General features: G+C 62.3%; 14 protein-coding genes and 1 tRNA gene. 9 read left to right on the top strand and 6 right to left on the bottom strand.

Annotated elements, in window-relative coordinates; genetic code table 11:
- Positions 1–167 precede the first annotated feature (167 nt).
- The 6 genes from B9A15_RS07460 (at position 168) to B9A15_RS07485 (ending at position 8,820) form a co-directional block, all read left to right on the top strand.
- Positions 168–1,949, top strand: a complete 1,782-nt coding sequence (locus B9A15_RS07460; RefSeq protein WP_084409407.1) for a type I secretion system permease/ATPase — start codon at positions 168–170, stop codon at positions 1,947–1,949.
- Positions 1,946–3,259, top strand: coding sequence for an HlyD family type I secretion periplasmic adaptor subunit (locus B9A15_RS07465; protein ID WP_084409408.1), 1,314 nt, complete (start codon positions 1,946–1,948; stop codon positions 3,257–3,259). Before B9A15_RS07460 ends, B9A15_RS07465 begins: the two co-directional genes overlap by 4 nt.
- 324 nt (positions 3,260–3,583) lie before the next feature.
- Positions 3,584–4,372, top strand: a complete 789-nt coding sequence (locus tag B9A15_RS07470) for an ABC transporter permease (RefSeq protein ID WP_170923200.1) — start codon at positions 3,584–3,586, stop codon at positions 4,370–4,372.
- Positions 4,369–5,640, top strand: a complete 1,272-nt coding sequence (locus tag B9A15_RS07475) for an ABC transporter ATP-binding protein (protein WP_084409410.1) — start codon at positions 4,369–4,371, stop codon at positions 5,638–5,640. Before B9A15_RS07470 ends, B9A15_RS07475 begins: the two co-directional genes overlap by 4 nt.
- The gene (locus B9A15_RS07480; RefSeq protein ID WP_084409411.1) at positions 5,637–7,190 is read left to right on the top strand and encodes a hypothetical protein; all 1,554 of its coding nucleotides are present in this window, start codon (positions 5,637–5,639) and stop codon (positions 7,188–7,190) included. Before B9A15_RS07475 ends, B9A15_RS07480 begins: the two co-directional genes overlap by 4 nt.
- Positions 7,191–7,584: 394 nt before the next feature.
- Entirely contained in the window at positions 7,585–8,820 is a 1,236-nt protein-coding gene (locus B9A15_RS07485; protein ID WP_084409412.1) for a flagellar hook protein FlgE, read from the top strand.
- 493 nt (positions 8,821–9,313) lie between these two features.
- Here the strand turns inward: B9A15_RS07485 and rpsA are convergent, their stop codons facing one another.
- The 4 genes from rpsA to aroA form a co-directional block, all read right to left on the bottom strand.
- Positions 9,314–11,017 (bottom strand): 30S ribosomal protein S1, encoded by a 1,704-nt coding sequence (rpsA, locus tag B9A15_RS07490; RefSeq protein ID WP_084409449.1) that lies wholly within the window; start codon positions 11,015–11,017, stop codon positions 9,314–9,316.
- 353 nt (positions 11,018–11,370) lie between these two features.
- Positions 11,371–11,988 carry a (d)CMP kinase gene (gene cmk, locus B9A15_RS07495; protein ID WP_425292949.1) on the bottom strand — a complete coding sequence of 206 codons (618 nt, stop codon included), beginning with the start codon at positions 11,986–11,988 and terminating at the stop codon, positions 11,371–11,373.
- A gap of 25 nt (positions 11,989–12,013) precedes the next feature.
- On the bottom strand, positions 12,014–12,463 hold the full coding sequence (locus B9A15_RS07500) for a hypothetical protein (protein WP_084409414.1): 450 nt from the start codon (positions 12,461–12,463) through the stop codon (positions 12,014–12,016).
- 9 nt (positions 12,464–12,472) lie between these two features.
- Entirely contained in the window at positions 12,473–13,828 is a 1,356-nt protein-coding gene (gene aroA / locus B9A15_RS07505) for a 3-phosphoshikimate 1-carboxyvinyltransferase (protein ID WP_084409415.1), read from the bottom strand.
- Positions 13,829–14,128: 300 nt separating this feature from the next.
- On the opposite strand from aroA, the gene B9A15_RS07510 reads away from it, so the two are divergent.
- Together B9A15_RS07510 and B9A15_RS07515 are read left to right on the top strand one after the other, a co-directional pair.
- A complete protein-coding gene (locus tag B9A15_RS07510) occupies positions 14,129–14,527 on the top strand; it encodes a TIGR02300 family protein (RefSeq protein ID WP_084409416.1) in 399 nt (132 codons plus the stop codon).
- A gap of 512 nt (positions 14,528–15,039) precedes the next feature.
- Positions 15,040–15,115: transfer RNA gene (locus B9A15_RS07515), tRNA-Ala, on the top strand.
- A gap of 113 nt (positions 15,116–15,228) precedes the next feature.
- On the opposite strand, the gene B9A15_RS07520 is transcribed toward B9A15_RS07515, so the two are convergent.
- On the bottom strand, positions 15,229–15,960 hold the full coding sequence (locus B9A15_RS07520; protein WP_084409417.1) for a response regulator transcription factor: 732 nt from the start codon (positions 15,958–15,960) through the stop codon (positions 15,229–15,231).
- Complete coding sequence (locus B9A15_RS07525; RefSeq protein ID WP_084409418.1) at positions 15,957–17,213, bottom strand: GAF domain-containing sensor histidine kinase; 1,257 nt, start codon at positions 17,211–17,213, stop codon at positions 15,957–15,959. Before B9A15_RS07525 ends, B9A15_RS07520 begins: the two co-directional genes overlap by 4 nt.
- A 229-nt stretch (positions 17,214–17,442) precedes the next feature.
- On the opposite strand from B9A15_RS07525, the gene B9A15_RS07530 reads away from it, so the two are divergent.
- Positions 17,443–18,459 carry an ABC transporter substrate-binding protein gene (locus B9A15_RS07530; protein ID WP_084409419.1) on the top strand — a complete coding sequence of 339 codons (1,017 nt, stop codon included), beginning with the start codon at positions 17,443–17,445 and terminating at the stop codon, positions 18,457–18,459.
- Positions 18,460–18,676 lie beyond the last annotated feature (217 nt).

Raw genomic sequence — 18,676 nt, forward strand, 5'->3', positions numbered from 1 at the left:
AGAAAAATCGTGCGGTGCATACCAGCATCCGGCGGTTATTCCCACCTCGACCTTGAGCGGAACTGTTCCGCTCAATGGAATGGTCAGGTCTTTCAGCGTATGATGGATCCGTCTGATGACGAGAGCCCGTCTCTTTCGCCTCAAATATTGCGCCAGGAGCGTCACAGTTGAGTAAGCCAAAGTCGCCTTTGAAGGCCGCGTTTGCGGCGACACGCGCGGGCTTCGTCAGCGCCGTCGTCTTTTCGTTCTTCATCAATATGCTGGCCTTTGTCGGCCCGCTTTACATGATGCAGGTCTATGACCGGGTCATCACGAGCCGGAACGAGACGACGCTTCTGTTTCTCACGCTGATCGCTGGCTTTCTGCTGCTTGTCTATGCGGTGCTCGAGCGCTGCCGCTCGGCGCTTCTCGTTCGCCTCGGCGCTCTGTTCGACGAACGTGCCCGAGACGGCGTCTTCAATCTGTCGGTGCGCGGAAGCCTTCTGGCGCCGGCTGGCGGTCATGCCCAGAGCATTCGCGATCTCGACACGGTGCGCGAATTCGGGACGGGATCGGGGCTGATTTCGCTTTGCGATACGCCCTGGGTGCCGATCTTCATCGCGGGCTGCTTCATCCTGCATCCCTGGTTCGGCTATATCGCGACCGCTGGCGGTCTGATCATCTTCGGCCTCGCGCTCGGCAACGAACTGACGACGCGCGGCCATCTGAAGACGGCCTCCAACAATTCGGTCGCCGCCAATAGCTGGGTTCAGGCGACCTTCCGCAATGCAGAATCCCTTCGCGCCATGGGCATGATGGGGGCATTGCGAAAGCGCTGGACCGAAAAGCATGACGATCTCCTCCTCTGGCAGGCCAAGGCCAGCGATCGGGCCGGCATCTTTCTGGCGGCGACCAAATTCACCCGCGCCTTCCTTCAGATCGCCATTCTTGGAACCGGCGCGCTCTTGACCATCGAAGGTCAGGTCAGCGCCGGCGCGATGATCGCCGCCTCGATCATGATGGGCCGTGCGCTCTCGCCGGTCGAGACCGTCGTCGGTCAGTGGAAGAACGTCATCAACGCCCGGGCGGCGCGCGACCGGCTGTTCAAGCTGTTCTCCTCTATGCCGCCGGAGCCCGAGCGCATGCTGCTGCCGCCGCCGAGCGGCGCGATCACCCTCGAAAACGTCATTGCGGCACCGCCCCAGCAGCGTGTTCCCACCATTCGCGGCATCTCCCTGGCCGTGAAGCCGGGCCAGGTCCTGGCCGTCGTCGGCCCGAGCGGGGCCGGCAAGTCGACCCTGGCGCGCGTTCTGTGTGGCGTGTGGCCGACCCTTTCCGGTTCGGTCCGCTTCGATGGGTCGGAGCTGTCCCACTGGGACTCCGAACAGCTCGGCTCCAATCTCGGCTATCTGCCGCAGGATATCGAGCTTTTCGACGGCACGATCGCGGAGAATATTGCGCGCTTCCAGGAGATCGACGAGGAGCAGGTCATCGCCGCCGCCCGGCTGGCCGGCGTCTACGAGATGATCCAGGCCTTGCCCGAAGGGTTCAACACGCGGATCGGCGATCGCGGGGCGTCCCTGTCCGGTGGTCAACGCCAGCGCGTGGGTCTCGCCCGTGCCATGTACGGCATGCCCGCCGTCACCATTCTTGACGAGCCGAACTCCAATCTCGATGCCGAGGGCGAGATGGCTCTCCTGAAGGCCATCGAGCAGATGAAGCAGGCCGGGCGGACGGTGATCCTCATCACCCACAAGCCGAATATTCTGAACGCGGTCGATCTGATCGCGATCATCGCCAATGGTCAGTTGCAGTCCTTCGGCGAGCGCGAGCAGATCCTGCCACGCCTTCTCGGCTCCCAGGTCCGCCGCATCGCCCAGCCGGGACAGGGTAAGGAAGCCGTGACCCAGCAGCAACCTCAGCCCCAGCCTCAGCAGCGCAACATTACACGGGAGACAGCGGCTCAATGAGCACTCACCTTCCCAAGCCCAACCAGTCGACGAACTGGAAGAAGCCGGCCGCCGTCGGTTACGCGACGATCCTCCTGACCTTCTTCGGTCTCGGTGGCTGGTCCGCTTCGGCGCCGCTCGACAGCGCGGTCGTGGCCAATGGCGTGGTCGCCGTCGACAACAATCGAAAGACCGTCCAGCATTACGAGGGCGGCATCGTTCGCGAGATTCTCGTGACCGAAGGCCAGAAGGTGAAGGAAGGGGACATCCTGTTCCGCCTCGATCCGACCCAGGCTCAGGCGAACCTGTCGATGGTCTCGAATCAGTATCGCTCGACGCTCGCGCAGGAAGCACGGCTTGACGCCGAGCGCGACGGCAAGGACGAGATAGACTTTCCCGAAGAGGTCTTGAAGGCCGCCTCGGAGCCTCTCGTGGCGCGCGAGATCGCCGATCAGCGCGAGCAGTTTGAGGAGCGTAAGGCGTCTCTCGCCGGGCAGATCGACATTCTCGACAGCCAGGTCGAGCAGTTGAAGAGCGAAATCGGTGGCCTGGAGCTCGAGCAGAAGGCGGCCAAATCGCAGATCGAATATGTTCAGGATCAGCTCGCCGACTATCAGGGTCTTCTCGACAAGAAGCTGATCCAGAAGAGCGCGGTCATTCAGCTCCAGCGCGAAAAGGCCAATCTTGAAGGCATCATCGGACGTTCGACCGCCGAGATCGCGAAAGCGCGCTCGTCCATGTCCGAGGCCGAACTTCAGAAGTCTCAGATCAAGCGCAAGTTCCTGGAAGACGTGAACGCGCAGATCGTCGAGGTCCGCCAGCGCGCGTCCGACCTTAGCCAGAAGATTGTCGTGGCGAGCGACGTCTTTAATCGTCTCGTCGTGAAGGCACCGCGCTCCGGCACGGTCCAGAACCTGAAAGTCTTCACGATCGGGGCCGTGGTTCGCGCCGGCGAGCCGCTCCTCGACATCGTGCCGGACAATGAGAGCCTGATCATCCAGGCCCAGGTCTCGCCGATCGACGTGGATAATGTGAAGGAAGGCATGCGTGCGGAGGTTCGCCTTCCGTCCTTCACGGCCAAGAATCTGCCGTCGATGTTCGGTGAAATTCGATCGATCTCGGGAGACCGTCTGGTCAATGAGCAGCGGGGCGATTCCTACTTCCTGGCGCTCGTGGAGGTCGATCCGGCGACGCTGCCGGAGATGGTCGCCAAGGAGTTCAAACCGGGTATCCCGGCGAGTGTCCTCATCCCGACCGGCGAGCGGACCGTGCTCGAATATATCATCGACCCGTTCCTCGACCGCATGCATGGCGCTTTGCGCGAGGAGTGATAGGACGCGCGTCGCCGCGGCACAGGCGGGGCGCAGAGTATCGATGGAACGGCGCTGATTGCAGGCAAGGGGCGACGTGGGGGCTTGACCGCTTCGCGTCGCCCTTGGCATAGGCGCTTCTTGTCATGGCAGAGCCGATGTTGCCCGGCGAGGGCGCTTGGAGATAGCAGTCTCGCGTCAGATCGGCGTTGGCTTGTGTCGCGCGAGGTACGCGGCACGAGCCCGCCTCTCATGCTGATGACACCTCATCGCGAAGCGCTCGCTGGCACGTGGCATCTTTGCTTTCGGGATCGGACAGACAGAATCGGAGACCGGATGCTCGGTATGATCCGGACCGCATATGCCTATCGCGGCTTCATATTTTCTTCGGTCCGCAATGACATCGTCATGCGGTTCGCGCGCAGTCGGCTCGGCGCGCTCTGGACCTTCATCCATCCGCTCAGCCAGGTCCTGATCTACACGGTCATTCTCGCCAATGTCCTGTCCGCCCGGATGCCCGGCGTATCGGGCCAGTATGATTACGCGCTCTATCTTCTCGCCGGTTTCGTGCCTTGGGCCCTCTTTTCCGAGGTGCTTCAGCGATCCGTCGGCGTCTTCATCGAGTTTGGGCCCCTGATGCAAAAGGTGGTTCTGCCGAAGATTTGCCTGCCGATCATCGTCGCCCTGACGGCGCTCTGGAACAGTCTCGTCATGACGGGCCTGACCTTGATCGCCTATGTCCTCGTCGGCCGCCATCCGAGTCTTCTCGACCTTCTCTGGCTCGTCGCCTTGCTCGGGATCACGGCGGTCTTTGCCACCGGGCTCGGGCTCATCTTCGGCATTCTCAACGTTTTCTTTAGAGATGTCGGCCAAGTCGTTCCAATCGTTCTGCAATTCCTCTTCTGGCTGACGCCGATCGTTTATGCCGTGTCGATCATCCCGGAAGAGTATCGCCACTGGTTCGAGTACAATCCCCTTGCCACGCTGGTCGAGGCGTATCACGCCGTGCTTCTGTTCGACACGCCGCCTGATATTGGCGGACTTGCGATCGTCGCCATGATCGGTGTTGTCTCTCTCGCTCTCTCGCTGGTGCTTCTGCGCCGAGCCAATCAAGACATGGTGGACGTGCTTTGAGGGCTCTCGAAATCCAAGGCCTGGGAAAGGCCTATCGAAGCTATCGCAGTCCCTGGCGGCGCATCGGCTCGTGGTTCGATCTCTGCGAGGCCGATCGCGAGACCTGGGTGCTGCAGGATGTCAGCTTCAGCGCGATACCGGGCGAGACCATTGGAATTCTCGGTCACAACGGCGCCGGCAAGTCGACGCTCTTGAAGCTGATCACGGGCACTCTGCGGCCGACGACCGGTTCCGCGATCGCCAATGGTCGCATTTCGGCGATCCTCGAACTCGGAATGGGCTTCAATCCGGAAATGACCGGGCGCGAGAATGCCCGACACGGCCTGAATCTGGCTGGAATTCCGATCGAGACGATCGAAACTCTCTTGCCGGAGATCCACGAATTCTCGGAGATCGGCACGTTTTTCGATCAACCCTTGCGAACCTATTCGAGCGGCATGCAGGTGCGTGTCGCCTTTGCGGTCGCGACCGCTGTGCGCCCGGAGATCCTGATCGTCGACGAAGCGCTGTCAGTGGGGGATGCTTATTTCCAACATAAGAGCTTCAAACGAATTCGCGAGTTCCAGGCGGCCGGCACGACATTGCTCTTTGTCTCCCACGATACGAATGCGATCCAGGCGATCTGCGATCGGGCGCTGCTCTTCGAGCGCGGACGGCTCCTACGTGACGATCGCCCGGACGTCGTCGTCGACCATTACAATCACCTCATCGCCCAGAGAACGGAGTCAGATCAGATCGAAGAGCTGATCGGCGAAGAGGGCCGGGTGCAGACGGTGTCAGGTTCGCGCAAGGTTGCGATCGAGGCCGTCGAGGTACTGGATAGCGAGGGGCGCAACGCCGAAGTGGTCGGGACCGGAGCTCGAACCACGCTGCGCGTTGAAGCAAAGGTGCGCGAACCGGTCGAGGCGCTCGTCCTTGGCGTGTCGATCCGCGACCGGCTCGGCCAGACCATCTATGGGACCAATACGTGGTATACGGATCAGACACTTAGCGAACTGAGGGCGGGTCAGAACATCGTCTTCGACGTTGACTTTCCCTGCGATCTGGGGCCGGGAACTTATTCGGTTGCCATAGCATTAACGAGCAGCGAAACCCATCTCGTCGAGAACTACGAGTGGCGGAATCTCGCTGCGGTTTTCGAGGTTGTGAACCTCGACAAGCCGATTTTCATCGGTAGCGCTTGGCTTGACACAACGATCAAAATCGCGATCAGTGACAGCCGGTCCGAGCGCGCAGATACCGCAGAGGAGGGGCCATCTCTTCAATGAATCTTCACGCGGACAACGTCGTTTCCTTCTTCCGGCCGCGCAAGGCTCGCATTGGTGATTGGAGCCAGAGCGAGCTCGCTCAGTTCTATCGCGTCGACGCCGCTCTGACGCAGGCGGGTCTTGCTCTTGAACAGGAGCGAGGCGTCTCGGATGAAGGCGATCCTTGGCTGGCATTCTGCCATGCCGAGACGGGTGAGGTTTTCGCCCATTTTGCGCGGATCGGCGATCTCTACATCGTCGAGAGCGCGGCGATGCCGCCCATGGAAGATACCAATTTCGAGCGGCTGGTGTCGCGCCTGTCCGAGGCGAACCCATTGCTCGTCGTGGATCGCGGTCGCGTCACGCGCATCTATATGCATCCCGCAGCTCTCCTGATTTCGGCGATTGCGGTTCTTTTCTATAAGACGGCGCCGAGCGAAGCCGCCGATCATCAGCCGGGCGACCACGTCCCGGCGCGAGCCAATGGCGAGACCATGCAGCGCGGTGCTCTCCCGGCGGGTCATGTCATCCTGAGCGAGCTTCAGTCTGTGGCGCTTCTCTCCTCGATCGCTGCGCTTCCTTTCTTGCGCGACCTCGCGCCCGCTCAGGCTGAGGACGCCGAGACCGGAGAGCAAGTCGCGGTCGCGGATCTGGACAGCTTTCAAGCGGCGAGCGAAATCAACCATTCTCACCTCACCGTTGGTACGGGAATCGTGTCGGATGAAGGTGAGGGCTTCAGCTTTTCGGCCCCGACGATGCCAGCCGACAGCGCATTGGCGGCGGGGCCGGACGGAACGTTCAGCGTTCAGGGCGCGTCGATCGACGGCGCCGATGTCTCGTCGCTGAGCCTTTCGCTCCCTGGGTCAGAATTTCGGCACCCGGATCCGCTTTGGGCGGGCCTGCAGTCGCCCGACCATCTGTTCCGCTCCTACGATGCGCCGGCCAAGGCCAAGGGGGAGGATGACGCCGCCGAGACGGGGCGTTCCACGACGCCGGGTGCTGCGACCGGAACTGAGAAGGACGAGGATGGCTTGACCGGGCAGGCGGGCGTCGCCGCCCGCTCGACTGTCACGGCATCGGCCGGCGAGACTGCCGGCAGTTCAATCCCGGTTAAGATCGTCACGAAAGCGCAAGAAGCCGTCGATCGTGTCGTCGGGTCCGGCGTTGACGACGACGATCAAGACGCATCGGCTGAGGCGCCGGCTGTGAAGGGGCCTCCGGCCGAGGATGTGATCTCGGTGGCGGATGCCCCTGCTGGCGATGTCGATACGGTCGATGAATACAACGTAGCCGATTCGGCCGCCCCACCGCCCATCGATGCGGGCCAAGCTGCCGATCACGGGACCGACTGGGTGATCGAACAGCTTCGCGCCTTTATTGAGGAGACGCCCGATTACGGGATCATCCGGATGGCCGACCGCGTCATCATGTATGACCTCGAGGCTGTCGCCGGTGGTGGCACGCAGGCCCGCGAGATCGATCGTTTCGACTTCGCCGATGGCACGAGCATCGTTCTCATCGGTCTGCCGGAGCACGAGGATGCGCTGGCGAGTGTCGATCTCATAGTTTGAGACATATCAGGGTTCGGGCGCCAGCGCAGGGCGTTTGCGAGGTGGGAGCCGCTTGCCGCTCTCACGCCTTTCTGGATGCTTTTGCTTAGAGCCACCAGACAGTTTAGTGGGCCGTGGGAGACGGTTATGACGCTTCTCTCGCCGAGCAGGTAGAGCGGAACGGCGCCTTTGCGCCAGTCAGAATCCGGTACGCCATTTCTGACGTCTGATCGGAACCGACTTTTTATCATTTCGCCGACAAACGCTTGCGCGCTGACCGCACGGCTCCTCCCATTTTTCGACCTGACAATCATGCTAGCTGATTTTTTGGAATGCGCGACGCCGTCCTTTCCATTCTCAGTCCAGCAACGCTCGATATCGTCCCTCAACGAATTGCAACGTGACGGGACTTCCCATGAGCATCAACGGCGCCCTCCGCACCAGCGTTTCGGGCATGAACGCCCAAGGAAACCGACTGTCAGCGGTCTCCGACAACATCGCGAACCAGTCGACCACCGGTTATAAGAAGGCCGATGTCGAGTTCTCGACCCTCGTTCTCGACGGCGGTGGCACCGATTATTCGTCGGGTTCGGTCATGTCCCAGACCCGCCGGAACATCAGTGCGCAAGGCGCGATCGTCGGAACGTCGTCCGCGACCGATATCGCCATTCAGGGTAACGGCTTCTTCGTCGTGCAGGATCCGAATGGCGGGCAGGCCTATACCCGCGCCGGCGCTTTCGTGCAGCGCTATGACGCCAATGCGCAGGCGACCTATCTCGTCAATTCCGCTGGCTATCGCTTGACGGGTCAGCCAGTGGGCGGCGGCGCAGTCGAGACCATCAATCTGCCGGTTGGCAAGATCATGGAGCCCAAGGCGACGGACACGATCAGCCTGGAGAACCTGCAGTTGCCCGTATCGCAACCCAAACCTGCGGCGGCACCCGCGGCCTTCGATCCGGCCAACCCAACGTCAGACTACAAGACCTCAGTGACGGTCTTTGATGCGGTCGGCACCCCGACTGTGGTCGACGTCTATGCGACGAAGATGGATGACAATCAATGGCGTCTGGACTTCGCCACGACCGCTGCCGATGGAACGACGACACAGCTCGGCGGCACGACGACCGTCACGTTCGACTCTGACACAGGTAAGGTCGACACGCCCAATCCTTTGGGGCCGATCACGCTCGATGCCCTGCCGGGCCGCACTGAGCAGATCAACGTCAAATTCGGTAATGTGACCGAATACGACGCAAAGTATCTCGCTGACGCCCAGCGTAACGGTAATCCCGCTTCGCCCGTCACGGACTTCCGGGTCGGTAGCGATGGCACGATCAGCGCCATCCTCGAATCCGGCGACACGGTCGACATCTACCGAGCACAGATGGCGAAGTTCAAGAGCGCCGATCAGCTGGAGACGATGACCGGCAACGTCTTCCGTCCGACGAAATCGTCCGGCGAGCCGCAATTCGGCTTTGCAGGTGAAAACGGTTTCGGCACGACCCAGTCGGGCGCGCTTGAGCAGTCCAATGTGGATCTGGCGACGGAACTGACCTTCATGATCGAGTCCCAACGCGGCTACAGCGCCAACTCGAAGTCGTTCCAGACCGGCGCCGAGATGCTCGATGTTCTGATCAATCTGAAGCGCTGATCCGCATCGTCCGATCGACGACTCTCAAACCTTCAGAACCCGCGCTTCGGCGCGGGTTTTTTTGTTTCGGGCCCTTCACGGGCGTTTCCAGTTTCACTCGGGAAGCAGTGCGGATCACGTTCCGCACGCAAGTCCTGCTGCTTCATGTTCGTGAACCATCGTCGGATTCGCAGAGTTCGAAGGTTCGACCGATTTCCCCGTCGCCTCGTCATCCTCGCTTTCGCAAGAAAGCGGCGACCCATGCCGACACCGTCAGAGCGGCATTCGGGCCGGGGCAATGCACGAAGCAGACCGCAACCGTTTGTGGATGTGAGCACCCTTCGAGGCATGGGTCGCCGGCCCTTAAGGACCGAGAATGACAACCGGTATCAAAACTTCGACCCCTCGTCATGATACCAGAACAGCAAAAGGCCCGCGGCGCTCTCACGCCGCGGGCCTTTTTCATTCATGGCTCAAGCTCGCCCGGGGAAGCTCCCCGGGTCAAGCAAGCGCCTTATTCCTCGTCGTTGCGGCCCTTGAGGGCGGCACCGAGAATGTCGCCGAGCGAGGCGCCGGAGTCGGTCGAACCGTACTGCGCGACAGCTTCCTTCTCTTCGGCGATCTGCATGGCCTTGATCGACACGCCGACGCGGCGGGCCTTCTTGTCGAACTGCGTGACGCGGGCGTCGACGACCTGGCCGACGGAGAAGCGCTCGGGGCGCTGCTCGTCGCGATCGCGAGCGAGATCCGAACGGCGGATGAAAGAGGTGAGATCGGTATCGACGATCTTGACCTCCAGACCACCATCGGTGACGCCCGTGACTTCGCAGGACACGACGGCGCCGCGGCGCACTTCGCCGGCCTCGGCAGCCTCGACGAACGCATCGCCGGCGATCTGCTTCATGCCGAGCGAAATGCGCTCCTTGTCGACGTCGACGTCGAGAACCTGAGCCTTGACGAGGTCGCCCTTATTGAACTCCTCGATCACCTGCTCGCCCGGACGGTTCCAGTCGAGATCGGAGAGATGGACCATGCCGTCCACATCGCCTTCGAGACCGATGAACAGGCCGAATTCGGTCTTGTTCTTGACCTCGCCCTCGACGACGGAGCCCGTCGGGAACTTGTCGGCGAACGCTTCCCACGGATTCTGAAGGGTCTGCTTCAGACCGAGCGAGATGCGACGCTTGTTCGGGTCGACCTCGAGAACGACCACTTCCACTTCCTGAGAGGTGGAGAGGATCTTGCCCGGATGGACGTTCTTCTTCGTCCAGGACATCTCGGAGACGTGGATGAGGCCTTCGATGCCCGGCTCCAACTCGACGAACGCACCGTAGTCGGTGATGTTCGTGACGCGGCCGGTGACCTTGACGCCCATCGGGTACTTGACGCCGATGCCGTCCCAGGGATCGGCCTCGAGCTGCTTCATGCCGAGCGAGATGCGGTGGGTGTCCTGGTTGATCCGGATGATCTGGACCTTCACGGTCTGACCGATCTGCAGGATCTCCGTCGGATGGTTCACGCGGCGCCATGCCATGTCAGTGACATGGAGAAGACCGTCGATGCCGCCGAGATCAACGAACGCACCATAATCGGTGATGTTCTTGACGATCCCGTCGACCACCTGACCCTCTTCGAGGTTCTGGACGATCTCGGAACGCTGCTCGGCGCGGCTCTCTTCGAGGACCGTGCGGCGGGAGACGACGATGTTGCCGCGCCGCTTGTCCATCTTGAGGATCTGGAAGGGCTGCGGCGTGTTCATCAGCGGCGTCACGTCGCGGATCGGACGGATGTCGACCTGTGAACGCGGAAGGAAGGCCACGGCACCGTCGAGGTCGACCGTGAAGCCGCCCTTGACCTGGTTGAAGATCTGGCCTTCGACCTTCTCATTGTTGTTGAACTTTGCTTCGAGGCGGACCCAGCTCTCCTCGCGGCGCGCCTTGTCGCGCGACAGGACGGCCTCGCCCAGCGCGTTCTCGATGCGCTCGACATAGACTTCGACAACGTCACCGACATTCAGCTCGCCGTCGCGGCCCTTGGCCCCGAATTCCTTGAGGGCGACGCGGCCCTCGACCTTCAGGCCGGCATCGATGACGGCCATATCCTTCTCGATGGCAACGACGGTGCCCTTGACCACCGTGCCTTCCGCGACGTCCTGCTCGTGAAACGACGCCTCGAGCATCGCGGCGAAATCGTCGCGGGAGGGATTCAGACTAGACATTCGTTCTCCTTGAAAACCCTTCGGGCGATCGATCGGCGATCGCGGGAAGGGCAGCGCCATGATCTCGGACGAGCCGGGATCGGGTTCGAGTTTCGTCATGTCCGAGAAAGGCTTTCTGCCTACGATGCCCTTGATGAGGACAGGCAGGCGCGGCAGGACCCCGAATAATTCGAAGAGGGGCCAAGCTGCCGTCTGGCGCGGGAAAGCCGCATCGGACCGGTTATCGAAGTCGTCTTCGGTCTCGACGGCCCGGCTGGCGCCGAGCTCATCATAGCCGAAAAGGGCGCGCCCTTCTTTCAAGAGCCGCCCCGTTCAAACTCCATTCCGTCTCATATTGTGCGGCGATCTGTCGATTACGAGTGCTCGTCGATGATCGTCACAGCTGCGCGGAACGCGCTCTCTATATCCAAATCGCTGGTATCCAGCAAGTGCGCGTCGTCGGCAGGTTTGAGCGGCGCGACCGACCGGCCGGAATCGCGTTCGTCCCGCGCTTTCACTTCCGCCAGAATGCGCTCATAGACGACCGTACGGCCCTTGGCGTTGAGCTCGTCGGTGCGCCGGCGCGCCCGCACTTCGGCGCTGGCAGTGACGAAGATCTTCACCTTCGCATCCGGACATATGACCGTGCCGATATCGCGGCCGTCGAGGACGGCGCCGCTCTCTCGATCCGCAAAGGCGCGCTGATATTGGGTCAGGGCCGCGCGGACCTTGGGATGGGCCGCGACCCTCGATGCGAGCTCGCCCGCCTCATGGCCACGTAGGGACGGCTCTTCCATTTCTGCCGGATCAAGCGCGATGGCGATGGGCGCGACCGCGTCCGGATCATCCAGATCGACGCTGAGGGCATGGGCCTTGCGGCCGACGGCGCGATAGAGGAGGCCGGTGTCGAGATAAGGCAGATCGTAATGGGTGGCGAGGCGGCGGGCGAGCGTGCCCTTGCCGGCGGCGGCCGGGCCATCGATGGCAATCACGAGAGGGCGTTGGGTGGTAATGGCGTCAGTCTCCTTGCGGGGTCTGGGGCGTTTCGGGCGTGACCTCTTCGCTCTCGAGCGGGGCGAGGATGATTGTACCCCTCGCATCGAGAACGAGAAGCGTTGCCGAAATGAGCGTCCCCAAGAGATAGGGGAGGGCGATCATGAACAAGATCAATTCCAGCTGACCAAGCCAGCGCGCAATGGTCATCAAGCCATCGAGCACGCCATTGCCGGTCGCCAGAAGGCTGTGTGCGTCTTGCCCGAGAAGCGCGGCTCGGTTCCGCGCCGCTCCTTCATTCTCCCAGATGATGGCAACAGTCGCGCACAGGCAGAGGATCAACGGCATGGGCAGGAGCGCGACCAAACGCTTGGCAAGGCTCGGCTGGCGGCTCTTCAGACCCCGCGCGCGCCACCGTCCATAGATGAAGGCGAGCGGCGAGAAGAAGGCGAGAACGAAGAGCGCAGCCAGCATGAGGTCTCCTTATCCCGAAACGCCCTCGATCGAACCGCCGAGCGCCTGTACGAGGCCGACGAATTCGGGAAAGCTCGTCGCGATCATCCGGCCGTCATCGACGGTGACGCCCTTTTCGCAGGCAAGGCCGAGAACCAGGAAGCTCATGGCGATCCGGTGGTCGAGATGGGTTTCGACCGTTCCGCCGCCATAACCGCGTCCGTCCGGATCGCCGGTGACAACGAGCCAGTCCTCGCCTTCCTCATGGGCAACGCCATTGGCGGCAAGGCCTGCCGCGACGGCCGCAAGGCGGTCCGATTCCTTGACGCGCAATTCGTCGAGGCCGCGCATGACGGTTTGACCCTTGGCAAAGGCGGCGGCGACCGCGAGTGCCGGATATTCATCGATCATCGACGGTGCGCGGCTTGCCGGCACTTCGACGCCCGCAAGTTCCGAATGACGCACGATGAGATCGGCCACGTCCTCGCCGCCGGATTTGCGCCGATGGGTGATCTCGATCGACGCCCCCATTTCGAGAAGCGTCTCGATAAGGCCGGTGCGCGTCGGGTTCATGAGGACGTTCTCGATCGTGACCTCGGAGCCCGGAACAATGACCGCGGCAACGATCGGGAAGGCGGCGGAGGAGGGGTCGCCCGGAACCTCGAAATGGCCGACACCCTTCAGGTTGCCCTGACCTTCGAGCCGGATATGGCGGACGCCATCCTTGTCGGTCTCAACCTCGATCGAGGCGCCGAAGCCTTCGAGCATCTTCTCGGTGTGATCGCGGGTCATGATCGGCTCGACGACCGTGGTGATGCCCGGCGTGTTGAGTGCGGCGAGAAGAACGGCGCTCTTCACCTGGGCCGAGGCCATCGGCACGCGATACTCGATGGGCGCCGCGACTTTGGGGCCGTGGATCGACAGGGGCAGACGATCGCGCGACCGGGCAACGACCTGAACGCCCATTTCGCGCAAGGGATCAAGCACCCGGCCCATCGGGCGCTTGGAAAGGGAGGCATCGCCGACAAAGGTCGCGCCAAAATCATAAGGCCCGACAAGGCCCATGGTCAGCCGCGCACCGGTGCCGGCATTGCCGAAATCGAGCGCCGTTTCCGGCTCCATCAGGCACCCATTGCCGACGCCTTCGACCAGATAGCTGTCGCCGTCCTTGGCGATCCGCGCGCCCATGGCCGACATGGCGCGCCCGGTGGCGATCACGTCCTCGCCTTCGAGAAGACCGGTGACCCGCGTCGTGCCGCTGGCCAGCCCGCCGAACAGAAAGGCGCGATGGGAAATCGATTTGTCACCGGGAATCCTCGCCGTGCCGCTCAAGGCAGCGATGCGCTTTGCCGTCAAAGGGCGGGCGGTTTGGGTCTCGTGCGTCATGGCCAGCTTTCAGATTGCACCGGGCGTTTTGCCGGCAAGACCGGCGCGTCCTTCTGCCCCGTCACATCATGCTTTGACAAGGGATGGGGCAAGCCGTATGGGCAAGGCCGTTTTTCGCAAAGGAAGCCCGTTCCCGGCAAAGCGTCCCGAACGGTCGGCGGGCCGCCATGCGACGATCGGCTGACGGCGTTCTCGAAGGGGGAGCCTACCGGTCGGCGCTCCTGGCTCGATAGATCGCTATCGGCGAGCAACGGTCCGAGCCGCCATGCATTTCACAACTGATCGTCAATAGAGGCACCGATGGCCAAACCCGAACTTGGAACCAAACGCATCGATCCGGAGACGGGCCGCAAATTCTACGACCTGAACAAGGACCCGATCGTCTCGCCCTATACCGGCAAGTCCTATCCGCGCTCCTATTTCGAAGGCGAGGCAGAGAAAGCCCGCGAGCCCGAGCCGGAAGAGACCGAGACGGAAACGGAAGTGGAGTCCGACGGCAAGACCGTCTCCTTCTCCGAAGTCGAGGCGGATGAGAACGATTCCGGCGACAAGAACATGCCCGACATCGACGACGACAGCGACGACGAGGATCTGTCCGACGACAATGATGACGACGACACCTTCCTCGAAGACGACGAGGATGACGACGACGTCTCCGACATTCTAGGCGGTGGCCGCGACGAGGACGACGAGTCCTGATGTCGTGATGCGTGTCGTCTCCCATGACGGCAGACGCCAATGAGAGCGAATATCGAGGCCGGGGGCGCAAGCGCTTCCGGCCTTTTTCGTGGTCCTTGCAGGGGGGGGGCGGGAGGGCCTGTGAGAGGGGCGACCGGACAACGCCGTTTTCGTCGACGGCGAAGCGTGCCACGGACCGTGTTTTACCTTCGAACGTGCTGGAGTCGGGAGCGGCTCCGATCGAGGAGGCGGCGTGCATAGGCGCGATCGTGTCGGCCTTTCGATTCGCATGGACCCCAGCCTGATTCGAGCCGTTCGGCATGGGCGGGGGCCAAAACTGGATGGTCGGAATTTGGCGCTAAATATCTGGAATGGTTGAAGTTCAGACCGGGTCTGCGAAGGAAATGCGACGAAGTTCGGCGATCTTCGCCAAAACCGCTTGACCGGATCGGCGGCCTCGACTATCTCAGCGCCATCACGACGCGGCGCTTCCCGGCAGCCGCGAAGGATCGCGGAAACGACACCCGCGACGTGGGGCCATAGCTCAGCTGGGAGAGCGCTACAATGGCATTGTAGAGGTCAGCGGTTCGATCCCGCTTGGCTCCACCAAATCCCAAAGTTCCCAAAAAAATTCGGCAACATCTAGCCTTTTGGATCGGTCGTATGATGGGTCGTTCCTTGCTCATCGACCGGAGCCTTTGAGCGCGAAGGCGCATTTAGGCTCAAACCGTCCCCCGGCTTGCGGCGATCTCCTCCAGCCTTGCTCGTTCCGCCGATTCCAGCGCTTCGACATTGAGCGTGCGCGTGAGCAGCGCCCGTGTGAGAGCGCGGACGCGCTTGTTGACGCCGCCGTCTAGGCCGGGCTCTTCCTCCCCATCGACTTCCAGTTTGTCGTAGAGCGACAGCAAGCGGTTCTGGACCGTGCGAAGGCTCATCGAGTGGCGCCGGGCGATTTCCTTGTCGGGCAGGCCGAGCGCGAGATCGATCAGGACGGCATATTCGCTGTCGGTCAGGGCCGAACCGGCCTCGGTCTTGCGTTTTTGAATGCGGTGCATTTCCCGATCGATGGTGATCTGGCCTTGGACGAGCACCGAGCGAAGAGCGAGATGGAGCCGTTCGTTGGAGACGGTCTTCAGGACATAGCCATAGGCACAGTCCTCGGGAACGATCCGGGTGATGCCGCGCAAATAGGCCTCGTCCGCGTAATTCGACCAGAAGAGGATGCGCGTCTGCGGGCGCTCCGACCAGATGGTGCGGGCGGCCTCGATGCCATTACGGCTTTTCATCTGCAGATCCATGACGATGGCGCCGACGCTGGCGCGGCGTGCCAGATCCTCGCCTTCGGCGCCATCATGCGCGAGCAGGATCTCGTCCGCTTCCGGCAGGGCGCTCGCGACCTGTTCTTCTAGATAGCCCATATGAAAGGGGTCGTCCTCGACGAGCAGGACCTTCATGCCGGCATCTCCGGGCTTGTGCCGCGCGGCTTCGCGGCCAGAGGCAAATTCACGGTCACTCGGGTCCCCTGTTTGCTCTCGACGGCAAAATCCGCTGCGATCAGGCGGGCCCTGGTCTGCATGTGAACGAGTCCCCCTTGACCGCTCCGCCCGCTGGTCTCGCCCGGAGGTTCTGCCATGCCTCTGCCATCGTCTTCGATCGTCACCCCGACCCGTCCTTGAGCCTCGGCAATCGTCACGACAATTCTGCTGCCTTGCGAATGGCGCGCCGCGTTGTTGACCGCCTCCTGGACGATGCGGAAGAGGGCGGTCCGGGTCGTCGCTCCGAGACGATCGATTGCCTGATGGGCCTCGTCTTCGACCTGAATGACGATACCGGTTCCCGCCGTCGCGCGTTCCAGATGAATCCTCACCGCATGGGCGAAGCCGAACATGTCGAGAAGCGTCGGAACCGCCTCGTCGATGATGCGCCTCAGATCGTTCACGGCATCCGACAGCCGGGCGACGATCATGTCGGGCGACAGGCGCCGATCGTCAGCCTCCACCTCGCGCATCAGCCGGGTCAGATCGGCAAGCGTCTGGTCGTGAAGATCCATGCCGATGCGCTGACGCTCCTGTTCCATGGCGCTGGTCAGCTCCAAAGCGCCCTGGCGCAGGCCTTCCTCGCGAGCGATCGACTCGGCGCGCCGGATGGCTGCCTGGCGAGCGCGTTCGGAGACCTGCAAGGCATGGAAATAGGGAGCAAGCACGTCCGCCACATGGGCGATCGCGGTGACATTGCCCCGGCTGTAGCGGGCCTTGCGACAGGCGGAGCAGGACAGGACCCCGATCGTTCGGCCCATGACCTTCATCGCCACGTTGATGCGGCTGCGCAGATTGAATTCCAGGATCGGCCCGCTGTTGGAACTGGGAAAGACGTAGCGCTCGTCGCTCAGGGCGTCGTCCGTGAGCATCCAGGCGGTCTCACCGGACAGGATCGTGCGAACCGGCGAAGTGGAGACGCGGGTGCGCTCCCGGCTCCAATGGGTCTGGTAGCCAACCTCGTAGGACGCGCACCACGCCTCGTCCTCGTCGAGGAGGCAGACATCCACGTGATCGACTTCGATGATCCGTCCGATCTCCGCGACGACGGCTTCGAGGGCGCTGCGAATGTCGAGATGGCCGGCAAGATGGCTGGCGATCTTGAGATAGGTGTCGTCGGCGCGGGGCGCATCCGGCTTCGGCGACGCGTCTTGGTCGAGCAAAGGCGGCATTTGCGGTCTTCCTCCCCAAAAGACGCGTTCGGTTCACAATGAACCTCAGTAACAGGCGAAGGAACGGCAATCGCCGCATTCGACTTGCGGGAACCCGCAAATGCCTTGCGCGCCGCCTGCTTTACAAGCCTCCGATCTTCCTGCGACCATAATCACCGTTCCAGGAGGAGTGGAACGAGAACCAAGACGGTATCGGCCTTCCCGCTCGCGAAGGCCTATGGGAGGAAACATGACCTATCGTGCCATTCTTGCGGCATCGGCCGCGCTCAGCTTTTGCTTGGCCAGCGCCGCCGCTTCGGCGCAGACCGCCGACAAGTCCATCGCCCTGTCCAACAACTATGCCGGTAATTCCTGGCGCCAGGCGATGATCAACAGCTGGGAAGAGGTGACGGGCAAAGCGGTCGAGGACGGCATCGTCGGCTCGGCGGATGCCTTCACGACGGCCGAGAACTCCGCCACCGAACAGGCTGCCCAACTGCAGAATATGATCCTGCAGGGCTACGACGCGATCGTTCTCAATTCGGCCTCGCCGACCGCCCTCAACGGCGCGGTAAAGGAAGCCTGTGACGCGGGGATCACCGTCGTCTCCTTCGACGGCGTCGTGACCGAGCCTTGCGCTTGGCGGATTGCGGTCGACTTCAAGAAAATGGGCTCGGACCAGATCGAATATCTCGCCGAGCGTTATCCGGACGGTGGCAAGCTGCTCGAAATCCGCGGCCTGCCGGGTACGTCGGTGGACGAGGAAATCCATGCGGGCATCGTCGAGGGCGTGAAGGCCCATCCGCAATTCGAGGTGGTGCGTGAAGTCCAAGGCGACTGGACCCAGACGGTCGCGCAGAAGTCCGTCGCCAGCGTTCTGGCGAGTCTGCCCGAGGTCGTCGGTGTCGTTACCCAGGGCGGCGACGGCTATGGCGCGGCTCAGGCCTTCAAGGCGGCCGGGCGCGAGGTTCCGACCATCATCATGGGCAATCGGCATGACGAGCTGACCTGGTGGAAGGAGCAGAAGGACGCCAATGGCTACGAGACCTTCTCGCAGTCGATCGCGCCGGGCGTCTCGACGCTCGCCTTCTGGGTCGCCCAGCAGATCCTCGACGGCAAGGATGTGCCGAAGGATCTGGTCGTCCCCACCCTCCGGATCGACCAGGACGGCCTCGCCGAGGGCCTCGAAATGACCCCCGAAGGCGGCGTCACCAATCAAGAATACACCCAGGACCAAGCCGCCGAGCTGATCTCGTCGGCCCAGTGATCGGCTCCTCCCAAGCCTGATCGAGGCCCCGCCTGCTTCCGTCCCAAGGGAGGCGGGCGGGGGATGCGCTTCGTCGGACAGATAGCCGATTTCGCTGCTTCTCGACTGGGTCGCGATCGCGATCTTGTCGCGATGCGCCTGCTCTCCATGGCAAGAGACAGCACTCGAGCCTTGTCAAATCCGCTCCCGCAACGCGATCGAACGGATTTCCCATGAC

It is taken from the genome of Fulvimarina manganoxydans, assembly GCF_900176465.1.
GTDB lineage: Bacteria > Pseudomonadota > Alphaproteobacteria > Rhizobiales > Rhizobiaceae > Fulvimarina > Fulvimarina manganoxydans.

What these genes read in the sequence shown, in the direction of transcription:
- B9A15_RS07465 (WP_084409408.1), top strand. Translation starts at nt 1,946, where the DNA reads ATGAGCACTCACCTTCCCAAGCCCAACCAGTCGACGAACTGGAAGAAG.
- B9A15_RS07470 (WP_170923200.1), top strand. Translation starts at nt 3,584, where the DNA reads ATGATCCGGACCGCATATGCCTATCGCGGCTTCATATTTTCTTCGGTC.
- B9A15_RS07480 (WP_084409411.1), top strand. Translation starts at nt 5,637, where the DNA reads ATGAATCTTCACGCGGACAACGTCGTTTCCTTCTTCCGGCCGCGCAAG.
- B9A15_RS07485 (WP_084409412.1), top strand. Translation starts at nt 7,585, where the DNA reads ATGAGCATCAACGGCGCCCTCCGCACCAGCGTTTCGGGCATGAACGCC.
- rpsA (WP_084409449.1), bottom strand. Translation starts at nt 11,017, where the DNA reads ATGTCTAGTCTGAATCCCTCCCGCGACGATTTCGCCGCGATGCTCGAG.
- B9A15_RS07500 (WP_084409414.1), bottom strand. Translation starts at nt 12,463, where the DNA reads ATGCTGGCTGCGCTCTTCGTTCTCGCCTTCTTCTCGCCGCTCGCCTTC.
- aroA (WP_084409415.1), bottom strand. Translation starts at nt 13,828, where the DNA reads ATGACGCACGAGACCCAAACCGCCCGCCCTTTGACGGCAAAGCGCATC.
- B9A15_RS07510 (WP_084409416.1), top strand. Translation starts at nt 14,129, where the DNA reads ATGGCCAAACCCGAACTTGGAACCAAACGCATCGATCCGGAGACGGGC.
- B9A15_RS07520 (WP_084409417.1), bottom strand. Translation starts at nt 15,960, where the DNA reads ATGAAGGTCCTGCTCGTCGAGGACGACCCCTTTCATATGGGCTATCTA.
- B9A15_RS07525 (WP_084409418.1), bottom strand. Translation starts at nt 17,213, where the DNA reads ATGCCGCCTTTGCTCGACCAAGACGCGTCGCCGAAGCCGGATGCGCCC.
- B9A15_RS07530 (WP_084409419.1), top strand. Translation starts at nt 17,443, where the DNA reads ATGACCTATCGTGCCATTCTTGCGGCATCGGCCGCGCTCAGCTTTTGC.